Here is an 18961-nt window from a genome sequence, read left to right as displayed (position 1 = left end):
CAAATATTACTCGAGCTCAAAGGCTCCAGTGTAGAGCTGGTAGTACGTTCCTCTCTTGGTGAGAAGTTCGTCGTGTGTACCACGCTCAATAATGCGACCGTGGTCAAGAACGACAATAACATCTGCGTTTCTAACTGTAGAGAGACGGTGGGCAATAACAAAGGTGGTGCGGTCGTACATAAGAGCATCCATACCACGCTGAACAATAGCTTCAGTACGTGTATCAATACTGGAGGTAGCCTCGTCCAAGATCATGACTGGTGGATCTGCAACTGCTGCACGGGCAATGGAAATGAGCTGGCGTTGTCCCTGGGAAAGTGCGCTACCGTTATCCTTGAGTATAGTGTGATAGCCGTTTGGTAGACGCTTGATAAAGTCATCAGCTCCGGCAAGCTTTGCAGCCTTTACGCAGTCTTCGTCAGTGGCGTCAAGGCGGCCGTAGCGAATGTTATCTAAAACAGTACCTGTAAAGAGATTGACGTCTTGAAGAACAATGCCAAGAGCGCGGCGGAGAGAGCTCTTTTTAATTTTATTGATGTTGATGCCATCGTAACGAATTTTACCGTCTTCAATGTCGTAGAAACGGTTAAGAAGATTAGTAATGGTTGTTTTACCTGCACCTGTTGCACCAACAAAAGCAACCTTCTGACCAGGTTTTGCATAAAGAGAAATATCATGTAACACGGTGTTTCCTGGCTCGTAGCCAAAATCAACATCAAAGAGACGCACATCACCTTTGATTGGAGTGTAAGTAACCGTGCCATCGCTATGCGGATACTTCCAAGCCCAGTAGCCGGTACGGTACTCGGCTTCCTGTATCTGTCCGTCAATTGTTTCTGAGTTGACTAAGGTAACGTAACCTTTATCAGTTTCAGCAGGCTCATCGAGCAGTTCAAAGATACGATTAGCACCAGCAACACCCATGACAACGGAGTTAATCTGACCAGAAATCTGGTTAATTTGCGCAGAGAACTGACGTGTCATATTGAGGAAGGGGACAGCTACTGCAATGGTGAAAGGAAGTCCGGACAAAGAGACGTTCTGAATATTTAAAGCAATAAACACACCAGAAACAATAGCAACTATAACGTACATGATGTTGCCTAAGTTGTTGAGGATAGGCATAAGCGTGTTTGCATAGAGATTCGCGTTCCTTGCAACAATCATCAGATCGTCGTTAATCTTATCAAAGGATTCAATGGTTTCTGCTTCGTGGCTAAAGACCTTAACGACCTTCTCGCCATTCATCATTTCCTGAATATGACCCTCAACGTCTGCTGTGGTTTTTTGAGTTTTAACAAAGTTCTTAGCTGACTTACCACCAAGGTTTTTGGTAGTAAGAGCCATTAGAGAGACACTAAACAGAACAACCAGAGCCATAAGTGCGCTGTAGTAGAACATGATAAACACTACTGCGATTATTACCACAAAGGTAAAGAGGAGGTTTGGAAGACTGGTGCCAATCATCTGGCGCATGGCATCAATATCGTTAGTGTAATAGCTCATGATGTCGCCGTTGAGATGTGTATCAAAATACCTAATTGGCAAATCTTGCATGTGCGAGAACATCTTTGAGCGCCATTTTTGCAGTGCTCCTTGGGTGATAATAGCCATACCCTGGGTAGAGATGATGTTTGCAAGAAGTCCAATGACATAGAAGGTGGCGAGAAGTGCAACGTTCTGGAAGACCAGGCCTTCTGCAGAACTCCAGTCACCGGTATCAATAAAGTTAGAAATGATGGAGAGAATTCGCTCTAAGAAAACACTTGGAAGTGACTGCATAATTGCTTGAATAACAGCACCAAGAAGTGCTATAGGGAGAAGGACAGGGTAGAACTCCCAGAGCATTTTAATGGTACGGGTAAGAATTTTTCCCACGGGAAGCTTTGGCCTTGCGTAATTTGTTTCTACTTCCTTACTCATGAGAAGTCACCTCGCCTTCCTGGGACTGGTTTTCATCAACACTTTGTTTGTTCTGCGAGAAGTATACTTCGCGATAGATTGGGTTATCTTTCAAGAGCTCTTCATGCGTACCAATAGCGTTAATGCGGCCGTTATCCAGAACAATAATCTTGTCAGACTCTTCAATACTGGATGTACGTTGAGCAATGATAATCTTGGTGGTATCAGGCAGATAATCTTTGAGGCCAGTGCGAATTAAAGAATCAGTCTTTGTATCGACAGCGCTGGTAGAGTCATCAAGAATAAGTACTTTTGGACGTTTAAGAAGTGCGCGTGCAATGCAGAGACGCTGTTTTTGACCACCAGAAACATTGTTGCCACCCTGCTCAATATGAGTCTCATATTTATCAGGAAAGGTTTGAACAAAGCTATCTGCTTGAGCAAGACGGGCCGCTTCAAGAATTTCTTCATCGGTAGCGTTAGGATTACCCCAGAGAAGATTTTCTTTAATGGTGCCACTAAAGAGCACGTTCTTTTGAAGAACCATAGCAACAGCGCTACGAAGGGTATCAATGTCATAGTCTCTGACATCATGTCCACCAACAGAAACACTGCCAGCAGTTACGTCGTATAGACGAGGAATAAGTTGTACCAATGTGGACTTAGCAGAGCCAGTACCACCGATGATGCCAATGACCTCACCAGAGTTAATGTGAAGGTTAACGTCAGACAGGGCTTCTCGACCCCCTGGTCCAGAATAAGAGAATCCAACGTTCTTAAAATCAATGGAGCCGTCAGTAACCTTGGTTATAGGATTTTCTGGGTTGTTAATGGTAGAAGTTGCAAGTAGTACCTCACAGATACGGCGAGCACCTTCCTCTGCGATGATAATCATGGCAAAGACAAAGGAAAGCATCATAAGTGCCATAAGCATCATAAAGCCATAGGTAATAAGGGAAGAAAGCTGGCCAACACTAAAGGCAGTTCCCTGAGAAGAGACAATAAGGTAAGGGCCAAAGTAAAGAATAAAAACAAACAGTACGTAAATGGTGAAGTTCATAAAAGGGGAGTTTAGAGCTATAAGTCTTTCTGCTGAAGTAAAGTCTTCGCGTAATTCTTCTGAAGCTTTATTAAATTTTTGACGTTCAAAATTTTCATTTACAAACGACTTAACAACGCGGATGCCAGCAAGGTTTTCTTCAGCGGATTCGTTGAGCGCATCGTACTTTTTAAAGACTTTCTTAAAGATAGGAATGACCCTAGAAATAATGAGGTAAAGACCAATTCCCAAAAGAGGCATGACTGCAACAAAAATAATTGCAAGCCAACCACCCATTATAAATCCTGCGATAAAGGCTGAAATAAACATAAAGGGTGCACGTACAGCCATGCGAATGAGCATCATAAATGCCATCTGTACGTTAGAGATATCCGTAGTAAGACGTGTTACTAAAGATGATGAAGAGAATGCGTCAATAGTGGTAAACGAGAACTTTTGAATGTTACGGAACATATCACGGCGAAGGTTGCGCGCAAATCCAGTAGATGCCTTAGCAACAGAGATGCCAGAAAGCGTTCCAAATAGCAGCGACAACATTGCCATAGCGGTAAGAATGAGTCCCGACTGGAGAATGGCGTTGAGATCTGCACCAGCTCGAAGAGTATCAACGAGAGCTGCCGTTCTAAAGGGAATAAGGACCTCTAAGATGGTCTCTGCCATAACAAAGACTGGTGTGAGGATAGTGTCTTTCTTAAACTCACCAATGCTCTTTGAAAGAACAGTAGCAATTTCTTTAAAAGAAAAATTATTTACGTCAACAATACCGGTCAATGTTGAGGGGATCAAAGCAGTATCTGCTTCGGTTGATTCAACCATGTCTTCGAGTTCTTCGGTTGAAGTTACTTCTTCTGGCATGTTGTTTCTCCCTTCTCGTCTTTGTTAAATGTGTCCCAATGTTCAACTAATCTATCTAGATATCCGCAAAGAACAGTTTTTTCTTTATCTGAAAGAATAGATAAGGCTTGTGTTTCAAATGATCCAATGGATTCTTGAACCTCTTGAGCTTGTTTACGACCTTCTTGCGTTAATGAAAGAAGCGTCTGTCTGCGGTCTTTATCAACACGTGTTCGTTCAATAAGACCCTTTGCTTCAAGTTTGCTCACCATTTCTGAAAGTGATGCGGATGTATTTTTTGTCTTGGCGAGAAGATCTTTTTGTGTCATATTCCCATTACGATAGAGCACGGTCAAAATAAATTGCTGACCGCCACGACATCCGCGCGTGATGTAAAGGTAATGACCTAGATGGCCAAGATTGCGAATAATACGCATCTCTTGAGTAGGTGAGGTAGGCGCTTGATGCATGAATACCTCCCATAACAGAAATAATTCTTGTTAGGTATTTTACTCAAAAATTTTGAGATAGCAAGGTACTTAACAATTAAGTACCGAAGTTTTATTTTTTTGAAATAAAAGCAGGTAGATTAGTTAGAATACTAGCCCTTTGTTTAAAAGTAGGAAAGATTTGCAAAAATTCTTCGTACTACTGCGCATGGAGACACTTTTGGAACATTGTGAGGGCATCCTGGAATAAAGAGAAGACGTGCCGTGGGAATTGCCTCAGCAATGCGGCGAGTTTCCTCTGGATAAATTTCATCGTATTCACCCGCCATAACAACAACAGGAACAGAGATATGTTTAAGGGTTGCAGGGTCAATATGAGGATTGTCTACCATAAGCTCAAGATGCTCTGCAATACGAGCTGCTTCAGCAGGTGAGGGAACAGGATAGCCATCTTCTAGAACAGCACCTTCCCAGCCTTCAGCCGCCCAGCGCTTATTACCCTCAATACTTTCATACAACCAGGTCATATCACCCAACGTATCAGGTTCAAGATTTGCTCCAATGGAAACCAGTGAAGCAACAATGTCTGGATAGTCACGCGCCAAAAGTAGACCAAGGATGGCTCCATCAGAAAAGCCCACAACATGAGCGGAGGTAATACCAAGTTGTTTTAGGACAACGTATGCATCTTCTGCCATCTGCTCGTAGGTAAAGGCAGCTGTGCCACGTGTGCTCTGACCTTGATCTCTTGAGTCAATACCAATAGCGGTATAGCCACGGTTGCATACCTCATCAATGATGGAGCCAAAGATTCCATGCTCTTCACCGTTTCCGTGAAGAAAAACAATGGGAGTAGAAAATGTGTCGTCGGTAATAGACGCTAAATAGTCCTTAGTTGAAGTGAGGTTTTTACAGGGTTTCTCGTTAGTAGAGGTGTTGGGAGTATACACAAATGTTGCAATTTCTGCGCCATCATCAAGCAACACCTGAAGATGGCTCTTCAGGTGTGCTGTTGGCTTGCTATATGGTTTTGGACGATAGACGGGTGGAAACTCGACCACGTATGCTCCTAGCTGCGCGTTTTAGTTTTTCTGGCTGGGATGTGCTTTGAAGAAGTCAAAGCGAGGTGGAAGCTCTTCAAGCTGGTGCTCCTCTGCGCTCTGACCAAGCTTTGCTGCAAGTTCTTTTGGACCCATAAAAGCGTTCTCCCAGGAGAAGAACTCCTCATGTGAGAAGTTAAGCGCATCTGCAATGCGCTCGCAGCCTTCTGGAACAGCTGGGTGCATGAGCAGTGTGATGGTCTTGAGCCCATAAAACGCATCGGCAAGTGCCTGGTCGTAAGCCGCATCATTGCCTTGAGCAGCCTTGGAAGCCTCGCTCCAACGCTTGTTTTCTGTGCGCGCATACTCGTCAACTGCAGCAAGTGCAGAGTGCGCGTCAAAGCTGTATGCAAGCTGCTCGTACTTTAGAAGTACCTCTTGAGAAGCGTCGATAACTTCCTGGTGTGGCTCGCTGACAGGCAGGTGACCACCACAAGCATTAGCTGCACCATAAAGGCAGCTACGAGCCATACGGTTAAAAATGTTAGTGAGGAATGCAGACTCTTTCAGCGCTGGATCAACAACGCGAGGGTCATCTTTTACAAGAAGATCTGGTTCACCATCTTTTCCCTTTCTGGATACAGAGGTATCAAAAGCCTTTGGCGAGAAGGACACGGCACGCTGATCAAGGCCAAGAGAGAGCCAGTGAGCACGGAGCTGTTCTGGAGTGTAGAACTCAAGAAGTTCCTCAGCCATTGGAGGTTTGATAGCACCAGAGCTGGAAGCCTTCTTATTCATAAAGAGAATATGGTAGTTAGCAACTGGAGTATCGGTGATGAGACCCCAATCAAGTGCATCCCACAGTGGGTTCTGGACAATGCAGTAGAAGAAGATGTTGTCCTGACCAATAAACTGATAGACAGCTGCATCATCGCTGCACCACCAATCACGCCACTCGTCAGAAGAGTAGCGGCTGCCACCATTACTTGCGTCTTCAGATAGAGCAGCACGAGTGAATGTGATAGGAGCCCAGAGAGACTCTGTCCAAACCCAGATGGTAAGGTCTTTTAGATCTTCAATGTCTGGAGACTTGAGGCCCCAAGAAATGTTGCCAGTCATACGGTAAGGCAGAAGCGTCTTGCTTGTTCTAAAGCGAATTCCAGCCTCTTTGAGTTTCTCGCGAGCCTCATCTCTGTCTTGCCAATTTTTAAAGACAACTGAGAAGGAAGACGCATTGCCTTCTGGCTCAATAACACTATGAGCGGGAAGGGAAGAAGTAACGCCATTGAAGTCTTGGCGGTAGGAGTTTTGGATATAGATAATGGGCTCGGTCAAAGTTTCTTGAACGGTTGAAGTAATAACTGAGCGAATTTGTGGATTGGTCTTCCACTTCTCTACAAGATTGTTTAAGAACTCTTTGTATTGTGGCAGGTCAAAATACCAGCTTGGTGCAGGACGAAGCTCTGGTGTAGTGCCAGTGAGTTGCGAAACAGGAGCAATAAGCTCCTCTGGATTGAATTGATGGCCCAGATCACATTCTTCGGCGTAAGCTTTTTCTGACTTGCATCCTTTAATAGGGCAGCGTCCATTGACCTGACGGCCGTTTAAGAACGTCTGAGCCTCGGTATCATAGAACTGTTTGGTAGAGAGCTTAGAGAGTTTACCGCGCTCATAGAGGCGGTGCATAATACTATCTGCCATTTCTTCGTGAATTTTTGCAGCTGGCTCTAGCGCGGAACCGCCATAGAAATCAAGAGAGATGTTATAGGCGTTAAGAGCGCTTTTTTGCAGGTTATGGTTTTGATTAACGTAATCGAGAATAGTTCCTTCATAGCCTTCATCTTCAACTTTTTTGCGATAGCCCTCTGCAATAGGAGAGCCATAGCAATCAGTTCCCGAGATAAATAGTACGTTTTTCTGGCCAATTCGATCTCTTAAGAAACGAGCAAAGAAATCCGCTGGGACAAAGACGCCCGCAATATGTCCAAAGTGGAGATTCTTATTGCCGTAGGGCATACCACCAGTAATGACAGCGCGTTTAGGAAAATGTGGGCGGTTGTTCATGTCGTAGCTTTCGGCCATGGATACCTCGCAGTTGAAATTAGTAGATTACGCAAATTATCTTCTTATTTTAATCTTTTTTGATTTACTACACGAATAGATTCAGAACTCGATACTATAGTGAGTAGAAATTATGTAAGGAGAATTTGTGGGAAGAAAAAAGCCAAAGACAAGTCTTGAGTTTGTGTTAAAGGATCCACCAAAGTCTGTGGTGACGCCCTTTCTTGTGGCTGACCTTGCGCTTTTACTTATGTTTTTGTGCCATATTCCATTGCTGGTTATGGGCGAGCTTCCGCCAAACGATATTCTTCCTGCAGCGTTAGATCTTCTAGGAAGCATACTGGTAGCCGGCTTAATTCTTGTGTGGATTACTCGTGTAAATAAACGTGATTTTAGATCTTTGGGTCTTCGCATAAGTATGTGGCCAGGTTTTATGCGCGGAGTTACCTTTGGCTTTTTAATGGTGTTGTTTACCTTTGGTTCTATTATGCTTATTGAAGGTTTTAATTTTAACTTCAATGCTTCCTACAACGTTTTTGTTGCTCTTTTTTTACTTGTGGTAACGTTCATTGAGTCTGCGGCTGAAGAAATCTTATTTAGGGGTTATCTGCAAACTGGTGTTGAAGCTAAGAGCTCTTTTCCAGTGGCCCTTGTACTTCAGGCAGTACTCTTTACCGCAACGTATGGTCTTACACCAAATATCTCTGTTGCAGCAACAATTTCAGTCTTTTTGATGGGCATTCTCTATGGCTTGGTTTTTTGGCTTACCGATAACCTTCTCATGACCATTGCCATGCACTTTATTTGGAACTTTGTGACTGGTCCTATTCTTGGTATTTCGGTTACTACTACGCTTCTTCCTACTACACTTTTAACAGCATATCCTGCGGCATCTGAATTTATCTCGGGTGGTGCCTACGGTATTGAAGCAAGTGTTGTTACTATTTTTGTATGCCTTGTTGCCTGTGCCATAGTAGGTTGGAAATGTTATAAAGCACAAGGCGAGAAAAACTAATGGCTTCAAACATGCTTCAGTCAATTGAGACTCTTTCAATAGAGCCGGGAACACCGCTGTTACTTCATGCATGCTGTGGACCATGCTCACTTGAACCTTTAAAGCATCTGAGGGAAGAGGGTTTTGAGCCAACTATTTGTTGGACAAATCCCAATATTCAACCTGTTGAAGAGCACGATAAGCGTCTCCAGACCCTACTTACGTGGGCTAAAGAAGAAGCTCATGTTGAGGTGATTGTGGCAGGAGATCCACGAGAACAGTGGGAGCGCGCTGTTGCTCCTCAGGGGTTTGAGCGGGACCGTCGTTGCCGCGCTTGTTACGCAATTCGCTTAGCAGAGAGTTGTCGTGTGGCGGTAGAGCGTGGATTTGAATACGTTTCTACTACACTGGCCGTCTCGCCCTATCAGCTTTTTGATGCATGTGAGGATGAGCTGGTATCCATTGCGCATGCTCATGGGCTGACGCCTGTATGGAGAGATTTTCGTCCGTATTATCCGGAGGCTACAAAAGAGTCTCGTGAGCTTGGTATGTATCGACAAAATTATTGCGGCTGCAGGTATTCTGCAGCCGAGGCTCAGATAGAGCGTCATGAAGCTCGTGACGCAAGAAAGGCAGCACGTCATGCGAACTGACGATTTTGATTACAATCTTCCAGAAGAACGCATTGCCCAGACTCCCGCTGAGCCTAGAGACTCTTGTAGGTTGTTGGTGCTGCATAGAGAAGATGGTCGCATAGAGCACAAGCGCTTTACCGATATCGTGGAGTATCTTGATCCGGGTGACTTGGTTGTAGTTAATCAAACACGCGTTATGCCAGCACGTCTTGTGGGCAAAAAGCAAAATACGGGTGGCGTGTCAGAAACACTGCTTTTAAAACGTCGAGAAGACATTGATGCATTGGGTAGTGTATGGGAGTGTCTGGTAAATCCTGGCAAACGCCTTAAGCCTGGTGCAGTAATTGAGTATCGCGCGGGTGGCCTGCATGCTCCTGATTCAGCTCCTGTGGTGCTCACGGGCACTATTGTGGATTTTGTTGATGACAACAGGGGAGGACGCCTGGTGCGTTTTGAAGCTCAGGGAGAGCGTACCCTTGATGAGGCTATTCATGAGGCAGGTCACGTCCCTCTACCTCCTTATATTACGCAGTATGAGGGAGATCCAGAGAAATATCAGACGGTTTATGCTATGCAGGATGAGCACTCCGCTGCAGCTCCTACTGCAGGCCTTCACTTTACTCCAAAACTTATTGAAACCATTAAAGCAAAGGGCGTTCAGTGGGCATCTGTTGAGCTTGAGGTTGGTATTGATACCTTTAGGTTAGTAACGGAGGATGACCCCACAAAGCACGTCATTCATACTGAGCGCTACCACGTAGCTCCAGAAGTTGTTGAAGCAGTAAAGGCTACTAAAGCGGCTGGCCATAAGGTCATTGCTATTGGTACTACCAGTGTCCGCTCACTTGAGAGCACCTGGGATAGCCAGCTTCCTGCAGACGAGCCTCCTGTTGTTGCGCATCGCTTTGAGGAGGCGGAAGATTCTGCTGCGGTGACCCACAAAGGTGATATGGTTGCCCGAGAAAACGCAACTACCAATCTGTATTTGATGCCAGGTTCTACGTTTCATGTGGTAGACACTATGGTGACTAACTTCCATGTTCCACGCTCAACTTTGATGATGCTTGTTTCCGCTTTTGCAACGCGTGAGCAGATTATGAATGCCTATCAAAGTGCCATTGACGAGAAGTACCGTTTCTTGTCATTTGGTGACGCTATGATCATTATTTAGTGAGCATGGTCCCCACGTTCAGTTTGAGAGTTTAGTTCTAGATAAAAAGTGCTCACAGTAATGTGAGCACTTTTTTCATACGTTATCTTATTTGGGGTAATGGTTGTATTACCAGTTAAAAACCAGCCATACAAAGGTTCCAAGAATCGCTATCATGCCAAGGATAACAATGATGAAGCCAATACGCTGACCACGAGTTGTCTCTCGAAGGATTTTCTCGCCATTAATAAGCTCTTTAAGCGTGTGTTGTTTAGCATTAATGTTGATTACTTGTTCGTTAACAGATTTTCTTAGCTGTTCAGTAATTTCTGGCGTTGCGTGGATTTCTTTAGCATCATCAATAACCGATTGCGCTTCATCGTGTTTATCTGCTGCATTGTTAAAGAGCTCTTTTGCTGTCTTAATTTTCTCTTCGAGGTTCTCTATGTCTTTGCTAAGAATTCTTTGGCGGGCATTAGCCTCAGCTACTACAGCATCATATTCTTGCTGCTTCTGTTCATAATCTTTACGAGCGGCATCAATAGAGGATTCTGAGTACTCCAACGATTTACCCTGTGTCCAGTAATGTGTTTGTGCCATCTCAAGAGAAGACTGGAAAGAGTTTTGAAGCTCATCAGCTTGCTTTTTGGCTTGTTCTGCGCGGGTAAGCTCTGACTTGAGGTCTTCTTCTAAACGAACAATTGCATCGTGATTGGCAGCGGGGTCTGTCTTAAGACCAGCAAGTTCTTCTCTCAGAGAAAGCTGTCTTGCTTGGGAGTTCTCCAGTGCTTTATTTGCAGATGCTACAGCAGCGTCGCGTTTCTCGGTAACTTCTTTAAGCTGAGCTTCAGCATTTTTAACGCCACGCTGTGCCTCAGAGATAGTCTTTGAGATATCGTCAAGTCTGCCCTTTGCAGTGGCGGTAACCTCTTTGTAAGGCTTAATTTTTGTTTCGTCGTCAACTTTTTGCTGTTCAAGCTTCTGAATAAGCTGATTTTTCTTAACTGTAAGAAGATCCACTTGCGTAGATTGATCACTCATGACCTTAGCTGTTTCTGTAAGAATTTGCTCCTGCTCAGCAATAATCTGATCAAATGAGTCTCGCACGTAGTCTCGATGCTCAAGATCCTGTTTGTCTTTAGCAAGGTGTTCTTGCATATGCTTAAGCTCATGCTTTGCAGAGCTTGTCTCTTTGGCGGCGTTGTGGACTTCTTTGGTGGCTTGGAAACCTTCTGCAACAGCAGTTGTAGCGTTCTCAAATGCACTGCCTACACTCTTTGCAACTACCTGAGTAGTGTCCTTTGCAATCTTTTGGATGTCTTGAGATTTGCTGGTTTCAGTTGTATTTGCAGATTCATTCTGCTCATTGGAAGTTGTTGCTTGAGTATTTATTGTGTCCAATTCCTCAGGGTCAGAGTTTTGGATATCGTTTTCAGCCATGATGATCCTCCTATAAGAGTTCTGACTTTTTATTTTTACCCTGTTTTTGGGGAATTCATAGTCTAATTTGGTTCTTTCTGGAAATAAGATTGGATATAATACGTTATGTTTTGTTACGATAGTAACGATTAATCGAGAATAACTCTCGAGTAGATTTTTGGTTTCCGGAAGGGGAGTCCACTTATGGTTTCAAAGCAGACTACAATCATCAATGCAACTGGTCTTCATGCTCGTCCTGCATCCGTCTTTGTTTCTGAGGCAAAGAAGTTTGAGAGCAATGTCACCATCAAGAATGTTGACAAGGACTCCGCACCAGTTAATGCTAAGTCCATCATGATGATTCTTGCTGCTGGTCTGGGTACTGGCACCAAGATTGAGATTGCATGTGACGGCGCTGACGAGCAGGCAGCTCTTGACGCTCTTATCGCTCTTGTTGATAGCGGTTTTGGCGAGTAGGCTAGCGGCTTACATAAAGCGTATCTTAAGCCCGGCTTTTGCTGGGCTTTTTTCAAAGAGAGGTTAGTATGACATTTGTTGCAACATGGCTTGTAACTACTGTTGCTACTTTGGTGACATGTACCGTAATTCCTGGTATGACTATTGTGGGAGGCTCGTGGGCAGGACCTATTCTGTTTTCGTTGGTGCTTGCAGCAGTTAATACTGGCATCAAGCCTATTGTTAAGCTACTCTCGTTGCCCATTAACGTGTTGACCTTAGGCATTTTCTCGCTCTTTATTAATGCTTTTATGCTTGAGCTTGCAAGTTTTATCTCAAGGAATTTGTTGCACGCAGGCGTTGCTATTGATTCTTTAGGTACCGCTATCCTGGGATCAATAGTTATCTCGATTGTTTCTTCAGTTGTTATAAGCCTTACTGGTCTGAAGAAGGAGAACCTTTCCTAAGCTCCTTTTGGGCTTTATCAAGTTTGGCAAAACTTTCTGAGATTACAGAAGTAATCTGAGAAATCTGAGATGACTCGGTGATGTTTTCAATCAAAGATGTTGCGGATGCATTGACAAGCGAACTAAGGAGGTCAAAGAAGATCTCTTTGGTTTGCTTTTCTGTTTTAGTAAGTGCTGTAACAACAGGTTGTAAGTTTGCAGGCGAGCTGATAATGTCACTGAAATAAATTGCGCCGCCTGCAGAGAGCGCATCAAAGAGTTCATTGGTAAAGTGCTCTCTTTTAGAAAGTGGTAGATCTTTATACCAGGCACTGAATGCCTCGTTAATTTTTTTGCATTCGAGTTGGAAGTCATCGGCAAACTCAAACGTGTTGCGCATAACTTGCCATGAGATGCCGTCGTGAGCCATCATGCCTGTTTCGGAGCTTTTTACAATGAGCTTTGGCACAGCAGGATCATCAAAAATCATGCCAACTACACTAAATTCAGGCAAAATTCGGATGTATTTATCGCCTAACACCTGGTGAGCAGTGGTATGGAGAAGTTCTGGACACATGTTAGGACCATCGTTGCTCCAGACGCGATCAATTGTGCAAAGAAGCTCTTTGGGGCAAACTGTTGCTGCATGTGCTGCAAGGTTTCCACCCTTTGAGTGGCCGCCAACCATAACGTTTGCGCACGTACTACTATTGCCCTCTGCAAGATGTTCACGAATACGTTTCTCAAGGTAGAGAGCGGCTGATTTATCAGCGGATGTAACCTGAAAGCTGAGGTTGAGGTTTTCTCGCCAACCAACTAGGGTACCGTCAGTTCCTCTAAATGAAACAAACATCTGTCCCGTAGGAAGATAGGCGGTAAACGCTGCAAACTGCAGGCTTTTCTCGACATTGATGCGGTCTACATACCGGCCCAGCTCAATGTTGGCAAAGCGGGGAGCATCAACCAGTGCCTCAAGGAAGGTTCCGTCAACGCGAGAAAATCCTGCGATAAGAGAAGGATCGTTTTTGAGTTTCTTCAGTATTTTGGCGCAAGCGTCACCAAGCTGAACGCGTTTCTCGCTACGCTCGGAAGGAACGACTCCGCCAAATCCCATGTAGGAAAGGATTGAGAGAATCAGGTTATCGACGTTGTTGAAGGGGTCTTTTTCAAACGTTAGATCGCCGCGCCAGTGTAGATAGTCAACGACATTTGCCATGATGCCTCTTTCCTGCTGGTATATTTCGTATACTAAGCATAGTGGAAAGTTAATTAATTTGGGGAGAAGCCCATGGAAAAAGCTACAGTTTCTTCAAAAGCAGCCGCCGCCAAGAAACGCTTTGTTTTTGCAGATATTCTTACCATTCTGGCAGGCATTGCTGTTGTTATGTTGCATACCTCGCTTAATGTTTTTTCACTTGCCCACACTAAAACGTGGGCCTTCTCTTTAGCACTACAAGCTGCGTTTATTTATGCTGTACCAATCTTTTTTATGCTGAGTGGTATGAATCTGCTTGGTTATAGAAGTAAATATTCCACAAAGACATTCTTTATAAAGCGTGCAAGAAAAACACTGATGGCGCTTATTTTTGGCAGCATAACGGTGTATCTGTTGTATGTGCTTTTTCCTACAAAGTTTTGGGGTGCTGAAGAATTTGCTGCAAGCGCTGGCATTGCTGATTTTGTAAAGCGCTTTTTAACCAATAACGTGAACAGCACACTTTGGTTTATCTATACCATTTTGTATCTGTATCTTTTGACACCTGTTCTTTCTTTGGTGGTACAGAAAAAAGAAACCCTGCTTTATGTCATGGTGCTCACGCTCTTTGTGAGCTTTGGTCTGCCACTTCTTGAGTTTATTGGTGTGCGTGGTATCTACTTTGATCAGCTGTTTAGATGGGCTGCCTTTAACAGCGATGGTCTTTTCTATTATTTGCTTGGATATTACGTTAAGACGTATTACGACGAGCTTCCAAAATTTACTAAAAACAATCTTGTGCTCGCCGTGGTTTTCTTGCTTTCTTCTGCAGCAATGTTTGGATGGGGACTTATTGCCAACAACTTTGGAACCCCACTGACGCCAGAAATGACGTATCAGAGCTATCCAATTACTATCAGAAACTTCTTCTGTTTAGCACAGGCGGCGTCTTTGTTCCTTTTTGTGCTGAACCTTGAGCCAAAGTTGCAGGAGCTTTCCGATGGTGCCAAGAAGCGCATCAGCACGGTATCTGCAGGTGTTTTAGGAGTTTACCTCTTCCAAATTCCTGTTATTAACTTCTTAGGACTAAGGCTTGGTCGATTCCCGTACAGCCTGCTTGGAAACGCTTTTGTACGAGGCGTTTTTGTCTTCATGATTACAATTGTTGCAGTGATAGCATTTCAGTGGCTGATGAGGCAGATCAAACTGATATTGAAGAAATAAAAAGATAGCGCTGTCTGGTTTAGAAGCTGGTTACTAACGTAAGCGTCGCTTCTCCAGAAGCATTTGCTGCGCTTACATCAACATCAATTACGCCTGGTAGATTACTTGCAATTTCTACAATTTGAGACGTATTAACTTCTCCAGAAAGCTTTCCGCTTGCTCGCCGCTCAAAGAGGGCGCCTGCGAGTACGCCACGCATGTGTTTTGCGTTATGCGATACAACACTACGCTTTCCAGTACGAGGATCTTCTCGCTGAACAACAACTTGCAGTAGCTCACAAGGATGCTTTGCTGAAGGCGTCCACATCTTTCTGTATTCTCCCGAACGACAATCCACAACTATTTGGTCTTTTAGAGCGGCGTCTAACAGGGGATTGAGCTGCTTTTTCCAGTAAGTTGCAACGGTACCTATGTTGGGCAGCTTGATTGATGCAGAAAGTCTATAGTTGGGGAGAAGATCGTGCGGTCTTACAACGCCCCAGAGACCAGAGAAAATCATGATTTCTGAGTTGAGGATATCTGCTGGTAGTGCGACTGTTTTCTGCGTGTTTTCCAACATGACGTTTTTAAGCGTCTGGTTGAATTTTGCAGCCTCAAAGAGCACACCAGTATAAAGGTTGAGCGCAGTTGTGGTTGGAGCCTCAAAGATGTCCAGGTTGTCGGCTATGTCACTGACGGTGTTCGGACCAATTTTAAGCACCTGAGCTGCGTCTGCATGGGAGCAAACTTGGTGTAGATCTTTGATAAGTTCTTCTCGACAGCTGGTGAGCTCAGAGCCAAACAAAAGCGATGAGAGATTAAGAGAAGGTCCCGAGGTGGGAGCGGTTTTTCCTGACGATGGTGGAAGCAAAATAATCATGAAAATCCTTTTGATGAGGGATTTTTAGTTGTTGTTTAGTTTGATTCTAATTTATGTCCGGTGTGCGTGGTAACTTAAGAAGTAAGAAAAATCGGAGAGGTGACGTATGAGCTTGCTTCTGTACAAACAACAAACAGGTGCTTTCTTATCAAACTCTGTTCAAGAGCAGCTAAGGGCTTCACTTGAGAGGTGGGGCTCTGCTTGGCTTATAGTGCCTTCTCCCGATGCTGTTTTGTTAGTTAAGAGACAACTTGGATCCATCCAAGAGCTTTCTGTTGGCGTGAATGTTTCAACTTTTGACGAGTGGATGCGCGACCAATGGAAGTTGTACGGAAGCTCTGATCGTCTGCTTTCAACTACGCTTCGCAAGGTATTTTTCCAGCAGATTTTGGATGGAATGTCTGCTGATGAGCTAGGCACTTTGAATAATAGCAAGGGTACTGTGGAGCTTCTGTCTAAGCTTGCTCCAGAGTATCTTACAGAGCTTGATCAGATTATGGCCTCTGGTCAACTTTCTGCTGGTCAGATGAGTGCTTGTAAGGTGCTAGAGCGCTACAAGGCACTGCTTGAAGAAAAGTCTTATGTCGAGGTGTGCCAGTGTCTGGATTATCTACTGCAGTCCATTCCAGCGCAAGGACCTGCACTGATTTTCTCGCGAGTTGAAGATCTTTCGGAGGCGCGTCTTAAGTTTGTGCGTAAGCTAGCGCAGAAGCGTGATGTGACGTTTTCTCTCTACGTGCCAGAAGGACCTGCAGGTTATGCAGCAGAGCAGCAGCTGGAGTTGGTCGGAGGCCCGGGATGCGATTGTCGTGTGGATGCGGAGCCTGCGCCAGCCGCAAAAAGCCAGGAGCTCAACGATCTTCTCGCCAGTGTGTTTAGGGCCAAGGAGGGCAATAAGATTACGCCGAGCGGTGCGGTAACGTTTTTGTCGCCGCTGGGCCAGCATGCCGAGGCAGAGTCTATAAGCAGGTATATCTCTCAGTGCGTAGAGTCTGGCAGCAAGAGCTTTGTTGTGTACACTTCAAATCCGCAAAGGGTTTGGGATGCGCTTTCGCAAAAACTTGCAGCTAAGGGAATTGCTGTTCACTATAGGCGTTCGGTGCGTATTCAGGATTCACTTGCAGGTCGTGCATTTGCCAGCTTGATTGATGCGTATGTTACGCTCAGTGAACGCGCAGAGCTCGAGAAAAACATTGACTACCAGGCATCCGATCACCAGATGGGGGATATGTCGTGGTGGCCTCCGCATACCCTTACGGATTATTTGATTTCTCCTATTTCAGGCATAAGCGTTGAGCGCGCATGGATGCTGGATAAGAGTTGGCGTGGTAACAGAACGCTATATGCTACTAGAGTGCTTGAGACGCTTTCTAAAGCAGCTATGAGTTCACGTCTGTGCGCAGAGACCATCAAGAGCCTTGAGCTGGGCAGAATTGGTTCTGCAGCCCAGCGTATTATTGAACATCTTTCAGCAGAAATATCTGATGAGCAGTCAGAGGTTGCTCAGTCTAAAGAGTTGACTCTTCAGTCTCTTCAAAATCAAGAGTCGCTTAAGGTAATGAGCAAGATTGTTTCTTCTGCTCAAGAGCTTCATGAGGCAGGATTAAAGCTCACTCCTCAGACACTCAAATCGTTTATGGATCTCTGCAAAGATCAGGCGGTCATGATGCCTGTTTCTAATGGTATTAAGTCTGATATTCAGGTGTTAATCGCTCCCGTGAGCCAAGCTCATTCTTTTGATGCCGTCATTTTCCAGGGCATGGATACGTTGAATTTTGGCGTTAAGGCATCAGACGGTGCTCTTCAAGAGTTTGTTCGCCATGCTAGTAAAACGCCTAAGGTATCAGAGTTTGCACGGTACCAAAGAGATTTTTATACGGCGCTTGCAACCGCTTCTACCAGCGTTGCATTTGAAAAAGTAGAGCAAAAAGATGTCTTTAATGCGGTGGCTCTCAGTGAAGTCAAAGCATGCTATCCAAAAGACTATGCAAAGAAGACGGGGCTTGTGCGCGGAGAAGAAGAGGTGCTGGTAAACCTGTTGCCTCAAGCTTCAGATCTAAAACGTGTTGCTGAACTTCCAACAATCGAATCTGGTGAGATTGACTCTAAACTCAAAAATATTGTGGTACTCCCACGTCATTTGACTAGGGAGACTCTTGAGCAGGAATTACAGGGTCTTATTGAGGTCTCGCGAGAAGGACTTCCGCTTCTTTCCGCTTCTCAAATTGAAACGTATCTTGAGTGCCCCTACAAATGGTTCACACAACGTCGCATCAAGATTTCTCAGGTAGACACTGAGTTTGCTCCAATGCAGATGGGTACTTTTATCCATCGTGTACTAGAGCTCACACACGCAACGCTTTTAGCAGAAGCGCTTGGTTGTGATGTGACTGAGGTTGATACGGCAGTTGAATCCGTACTTTTGCAAGACGTTGCCGGATCTAGGATTACAACTGATAACTTAGATCATGCAAAACAAGTGTTAGACAGCTGTTTTGCTCAGGTGTGGGATGAGCAGTTTAACAACATTAACCGAGCATCTTCAAATGAGCTTATTCCGCATAGCATTCAAGAAAGAAAACAGGTTGAGAATATTCGAGAAAATCTTAAGGATCTTCTCGAGTTTGAAGCTTCGCACTTTATTGGTTATCAACCCAGATTCTTTGAGCTTCGTTTTGGTAGAGAAGAAAATGTTGTTGAGTATGCAGGAGCTCAGTTTACTGGTTCGATCGACCGCGTAGATGTAAACGCTCATGGTCAGGCACTTATTATTGACTATAAGCACAAGGGGACAAAAGATCTGAAGGCTTATTCAGCAAAGTTAAGTCTGGATAGTGAAGTTTCAAAAGAGGTCTTGCCAAGGCATGTGCAGTCCGCAATATATGCTCAGATTATGAGAAAACAGCTCACCAAGTATGAGCTTGAGTCAGTTGCCGCAATTTATCTGGGCACCAAAGAGCAAAAAGATAAGCCTTCATTTGCTCTTGCGGGTATGGCAACAGAAGCGGCAACAGAACATATTTGGAACATACATCCGGAAGATAAAAAGCTCAGGGACCAGGCGGTTATGGTTGTGTCTCAAAATTCTGCAGAGTTTGCAGACTTTTTGGACGCTTGGGAGAATTTAATTGCGCAGAAGGTTCAAGCTATGCTTTCTGGAGATGTCCGAGCCAATCCTTGCGATAAGGATGCGTGTAAGTATTGCCCAGTAAAACTATGTGACAAGAGGAGGTAAGC

The 18961-nt window shown here is 44.5% G+C and carries 15 protein-coding genes; 7 read left to right on the top strand and 8 right to left on the bottom strand.

Annotated elements, in window-relative coordinates; all coding sequences use genetic code 11:
- Positions 1-6: 6 nt before the first annotated feature.
- From APAR_RS04540 to APAR_RS04520, 5 genes are all read right to left on the bottom strand, one after another.
- The gene (locus APAR_RS04540) at positions 7-1923 is read right to left on the bottom strand and encodes an ABC transporter ATP-binding protein (protein WP_012808971.1); all 1917 of its coding nucleotides are present in this window, start codon (positions 1921-1923) and stop codon (positions 7-9) included.
- Entirely contained in the window at positions 1916-3817 is a 1902-nt protein-coding gene (locus APAR_RS04535; RefSeq protein WP_012808970.1) for an ABC transporter ATP-binding protein, read from the bottom strand. Before APAR_RS04535 ends, APAR_RS04540 begins: the two co-directional genes overlap by 8 nt.
- A complete protein-coding gene (locus APAR_RS04530; protein ID WP_012808969.1) occupies positions 3802-4266 on the bottom strand; it encodes a MarR family winged helix-turn-helix transcriptional regulator in 465 nt (154 codons plus the stop codon). The genes APAR_RS04535 and APAR_RS04530 overlap by 16 nt, the downstream gene beginning before the upstream one ends.
- 143 nt (positions 4267-4409) lie before the next feature.
- The gene (locus APAR_RS04525) at positions 4410-5306 is read right to left on the bottom strand and encodes an alpha/beta fold hydrolase (RefSeq protein WP_012808968.1); all 897 of its coding nucleotides are present in this window, start codon (positions 5304-5306) and stop codon (positions 4410-4412) included.
- Between the two features lie 21 nt (positions 5307-5327).
- Positions 5328-7367, bottom strand: coding sequence for a class I tRNA ligase family protein (locus APAR_RS04520; protein ID WP_012808967.1), 2040 nt, complete (start codon positions 7365-7367; stop codon positions 5328-5330).
- Between the two features lie 127 nt (positions 7368-7494).
- Here APAR_RS04520 and APAR_RS04515 point away from each other — a divergent pair, with 127 nt between their 5' ends.
- From APAR_RS04515 to queA, 3 genes are read left to right on the top strand one after another with little or no spacing between them, the layout of a single operon-like run.
- Positions 7495-8361, top strand: coding sequence for a CPBP family intramembrane glutamic endopeptidase (locus APAR_RS04515; RefSeq protein WP_012808966.1), 867 nt, complete (start codon positions 7495-7497; stop codon positions 8359-8361).
- Entirely contained in the window at positions 8361-8993 is a 633-nt protein-coding gene (locus APAR_RS04510) for an epoxyqueuosine reductase QueH (RefSeq protein WP_245526045.1), read from the top strand. The genes APAR_RS04515 and APAR_RS04510 overlap by 1 nt, the downstream gene beginning before the upstream one ends.
- Entirely contained in the window at positions 8983-10146 is a 1164-nt protein-coding gene (queA, locus tag APAR_RS04505) for a tRNA preQ1(34) S-adenosylmethionine ribosyltransferase-isomerase QueA (protein WP_012808964.1), read from the top strand. Before APAR_RS04510 ends, queA begins: the two co-directional genes overlap by 11 nt.
- Positions 10147-10254: 108 nt before the next feature.
- On the opposite strand, the gene APAR_RS04500 is transcribed toward queA, so the two are convergent.
- A complete protein-coding gene (locus APAR_RS04500) occupies positions 10255-11565 on the bottom strand; it encodes a coiled-coil domain-containing protein (protein ID WP_012808963.1) in 1311 nt (436 codons plus the stop codon).
- Positions 11566-11748: 183 nt separating this feature from the next.
- On the opposite strand from APAR_RS04500, the gene APAR_RS04495 reads away from it, so the two are divergent.
- Positions 11749-12021 (top strand): HPr family phosphocarrier protein, encoded by a 273-nt coding sequence (locus tag APAR_RS04495; RefSeq protein WP_012808962.1) that lies wholly within the window; start codon positions 11749-11751, stop codon positions 12019-12021.
- A 68-nt stretch (positions 12022-12089) separates the two neighbouring features.
- On the top strand, positions 12090-12467 hold the full coding sequence (locus APAR_RS04490; protein WP_012808961.1) for a phage holin family protein: 378 nt from the start codon (positions 12090-12092) through the stop codon (positions 12465-12467).
- Here APAR_RS04490 and APAR_RS04485 read toward each other — a convergent pair.
- Positions 12436-13662, bottom strand: a complete 1227-nt coding sequence (locus APAR_RS04485) for an Mbeg1-like protein (RefSeq protein WP_012808960.1) — start codon at positions 13660-13662, stop codon at positions 12436-12438. The genes APAR_RS04490 and APAR_RS04485 overlap by 32 nt on opposite strands.
- Positions 13663-13734: 72 nt before the next feature.
- Between APAR_RS04485 and APAR_RS04480 the strand changes: the two genes are divergently transcribed.
- Positions 13735-14865, top strand: a complete 1131-nt coding sequence (locus APAR_RS04480) for an acyltransferase (RefSeq protein ID WP_012808959.1) — start codon at positions 13735-13737, stop codon at positions 14863-14865.
- 19 nt (positions 14866-14884) lie between these two features.
- On the opposite strand, the gene APAR_RS04475 is transcribed toward APAR_RS04480, so the two are convergent.
- Positions 14885-15724, bottom strand: coding sequence for a YaaA family protein (locus APAR_RS04475; RefSeq protein WP_012808958.1), 840 nt, complete (start codon positions 15722-15724; stop codon positions 14885-14887).
- A 106-nt stretch (positions 15725-15830) separates the two neighbouring features.
- Here APAR_RS04475 and APAR_RS04470 point away from each other — a divergent pair, with 106 nt between their 5' ends.
- Complete coding sequence (locus tag APAR_RS04470) at positions 15831-18959, top strand: PD-(D/E)XK nuclease family protein (RefSeq protein ID WP_012808957.1); 3129 nt, start codon at positions 15831-15833, stop codon at positions 18957-18959.
- Positions 18960-18961: the final 2 nt, after the last annotated feature.

The sequence above is a fragment of the Lancefieldella parvula DSM 20469 genome (assembly GCF_000024225.1).
GTDB lineage: Bacteria > Actinomycetota > Coriobacteriia > Coriobacteriales > Atopobiaceae > Lancefieldella > Lancefieldella parvula.
This window is presented reverse-complemented; position numbering and strand designations above follow the sequence as displayed.

Coding starts and splice junctions, on each gene's coding strand:
- APAR_RS04540 (WP_012808971.1), bottom strand. CDS start 1,923: ATGAGTAAGGAAGTAGAAACAAATTACGCAAGGCCAAAGCTTCCCGTG.
- APAR_RS04535 (WP_012808970.1), bottom strand. CDS start 3,817: ATGCCAGAAGAAGTAACTTCAACCGAAGAACTCGAAGACATGGTTGAA.
- APAR_RS04530 (WP_012808969.1), bottom strand. CDS start 4,266: ATGCATCAAGCGCCTACCTCACCTACTCAAGAGATGCGTATTATTCGC.
- APAR_RS04520 (WP_012808967.1), bottom strand. CDS start 7,367: ATGGCCGAAAGCTACGACATGAACAACCGCCCACATTTTCCTAAACGC.
- APAR_RS04510 (WP_245526045.1), top strand. CDS start 8,361: ATGGCTTCAAACATGCTTCAGTCAATTGAGACTCTTTCAATAGAGCCG.
- queA (WP_012808964.1), top strand. CDS start 8,983: ATGCGAACTGACGATTTTGATTACAATCTTCCAGAAGAACGCATTGCC.
- APAR_RS04500 (WP_012808963.1), bottom strand. CDS start 11,565: ATGGCTGAAAACGATATCCAAAACTCTGACCCTGAGGAATTGGACACA.
- APAR_RS04495 (WP_012808962.1), top strand. CDS start 11,749: ATGGTTTCAAAGCAGACTACAATCATCAATGCAACTGGTCTTCATGCT.
- APAR_RS04490 (WP_012808961.1), top strand. CDS start 12,090: ATGACATTTGTTGCAACATGGCTTGTAACTACTGTTGCTACTTTGGTG.
- APAR_RS04485 (WP_012808960.1), bottom strand. CDS start 13,662: ATGGCAAATGTCGTTGACTATCTACACTGGCGCGGCGATCTAACGTTT.
- APAR_RS04480 (WP_012808959.1), top strand. CDS start 13,735: ATGGAAAAAGCTACAGTTTCTTCAAAAGCAGCCGCCGCCAAGAAACGC.
- APAR_RS04475 (WP_012808958.1), bottom strand. CDS start 15,724: ATGATTATTTTGCTTCCACCATCGTCAGGAAAAACCGCTCCCACCTCG.
- APAR_RS04470 (WP_012808957.1), top strand. CDS start 15,831: ATGAGCTTGCTTCTGTACAAACAACAAACAGGTGCTTTCTTATCAAAC.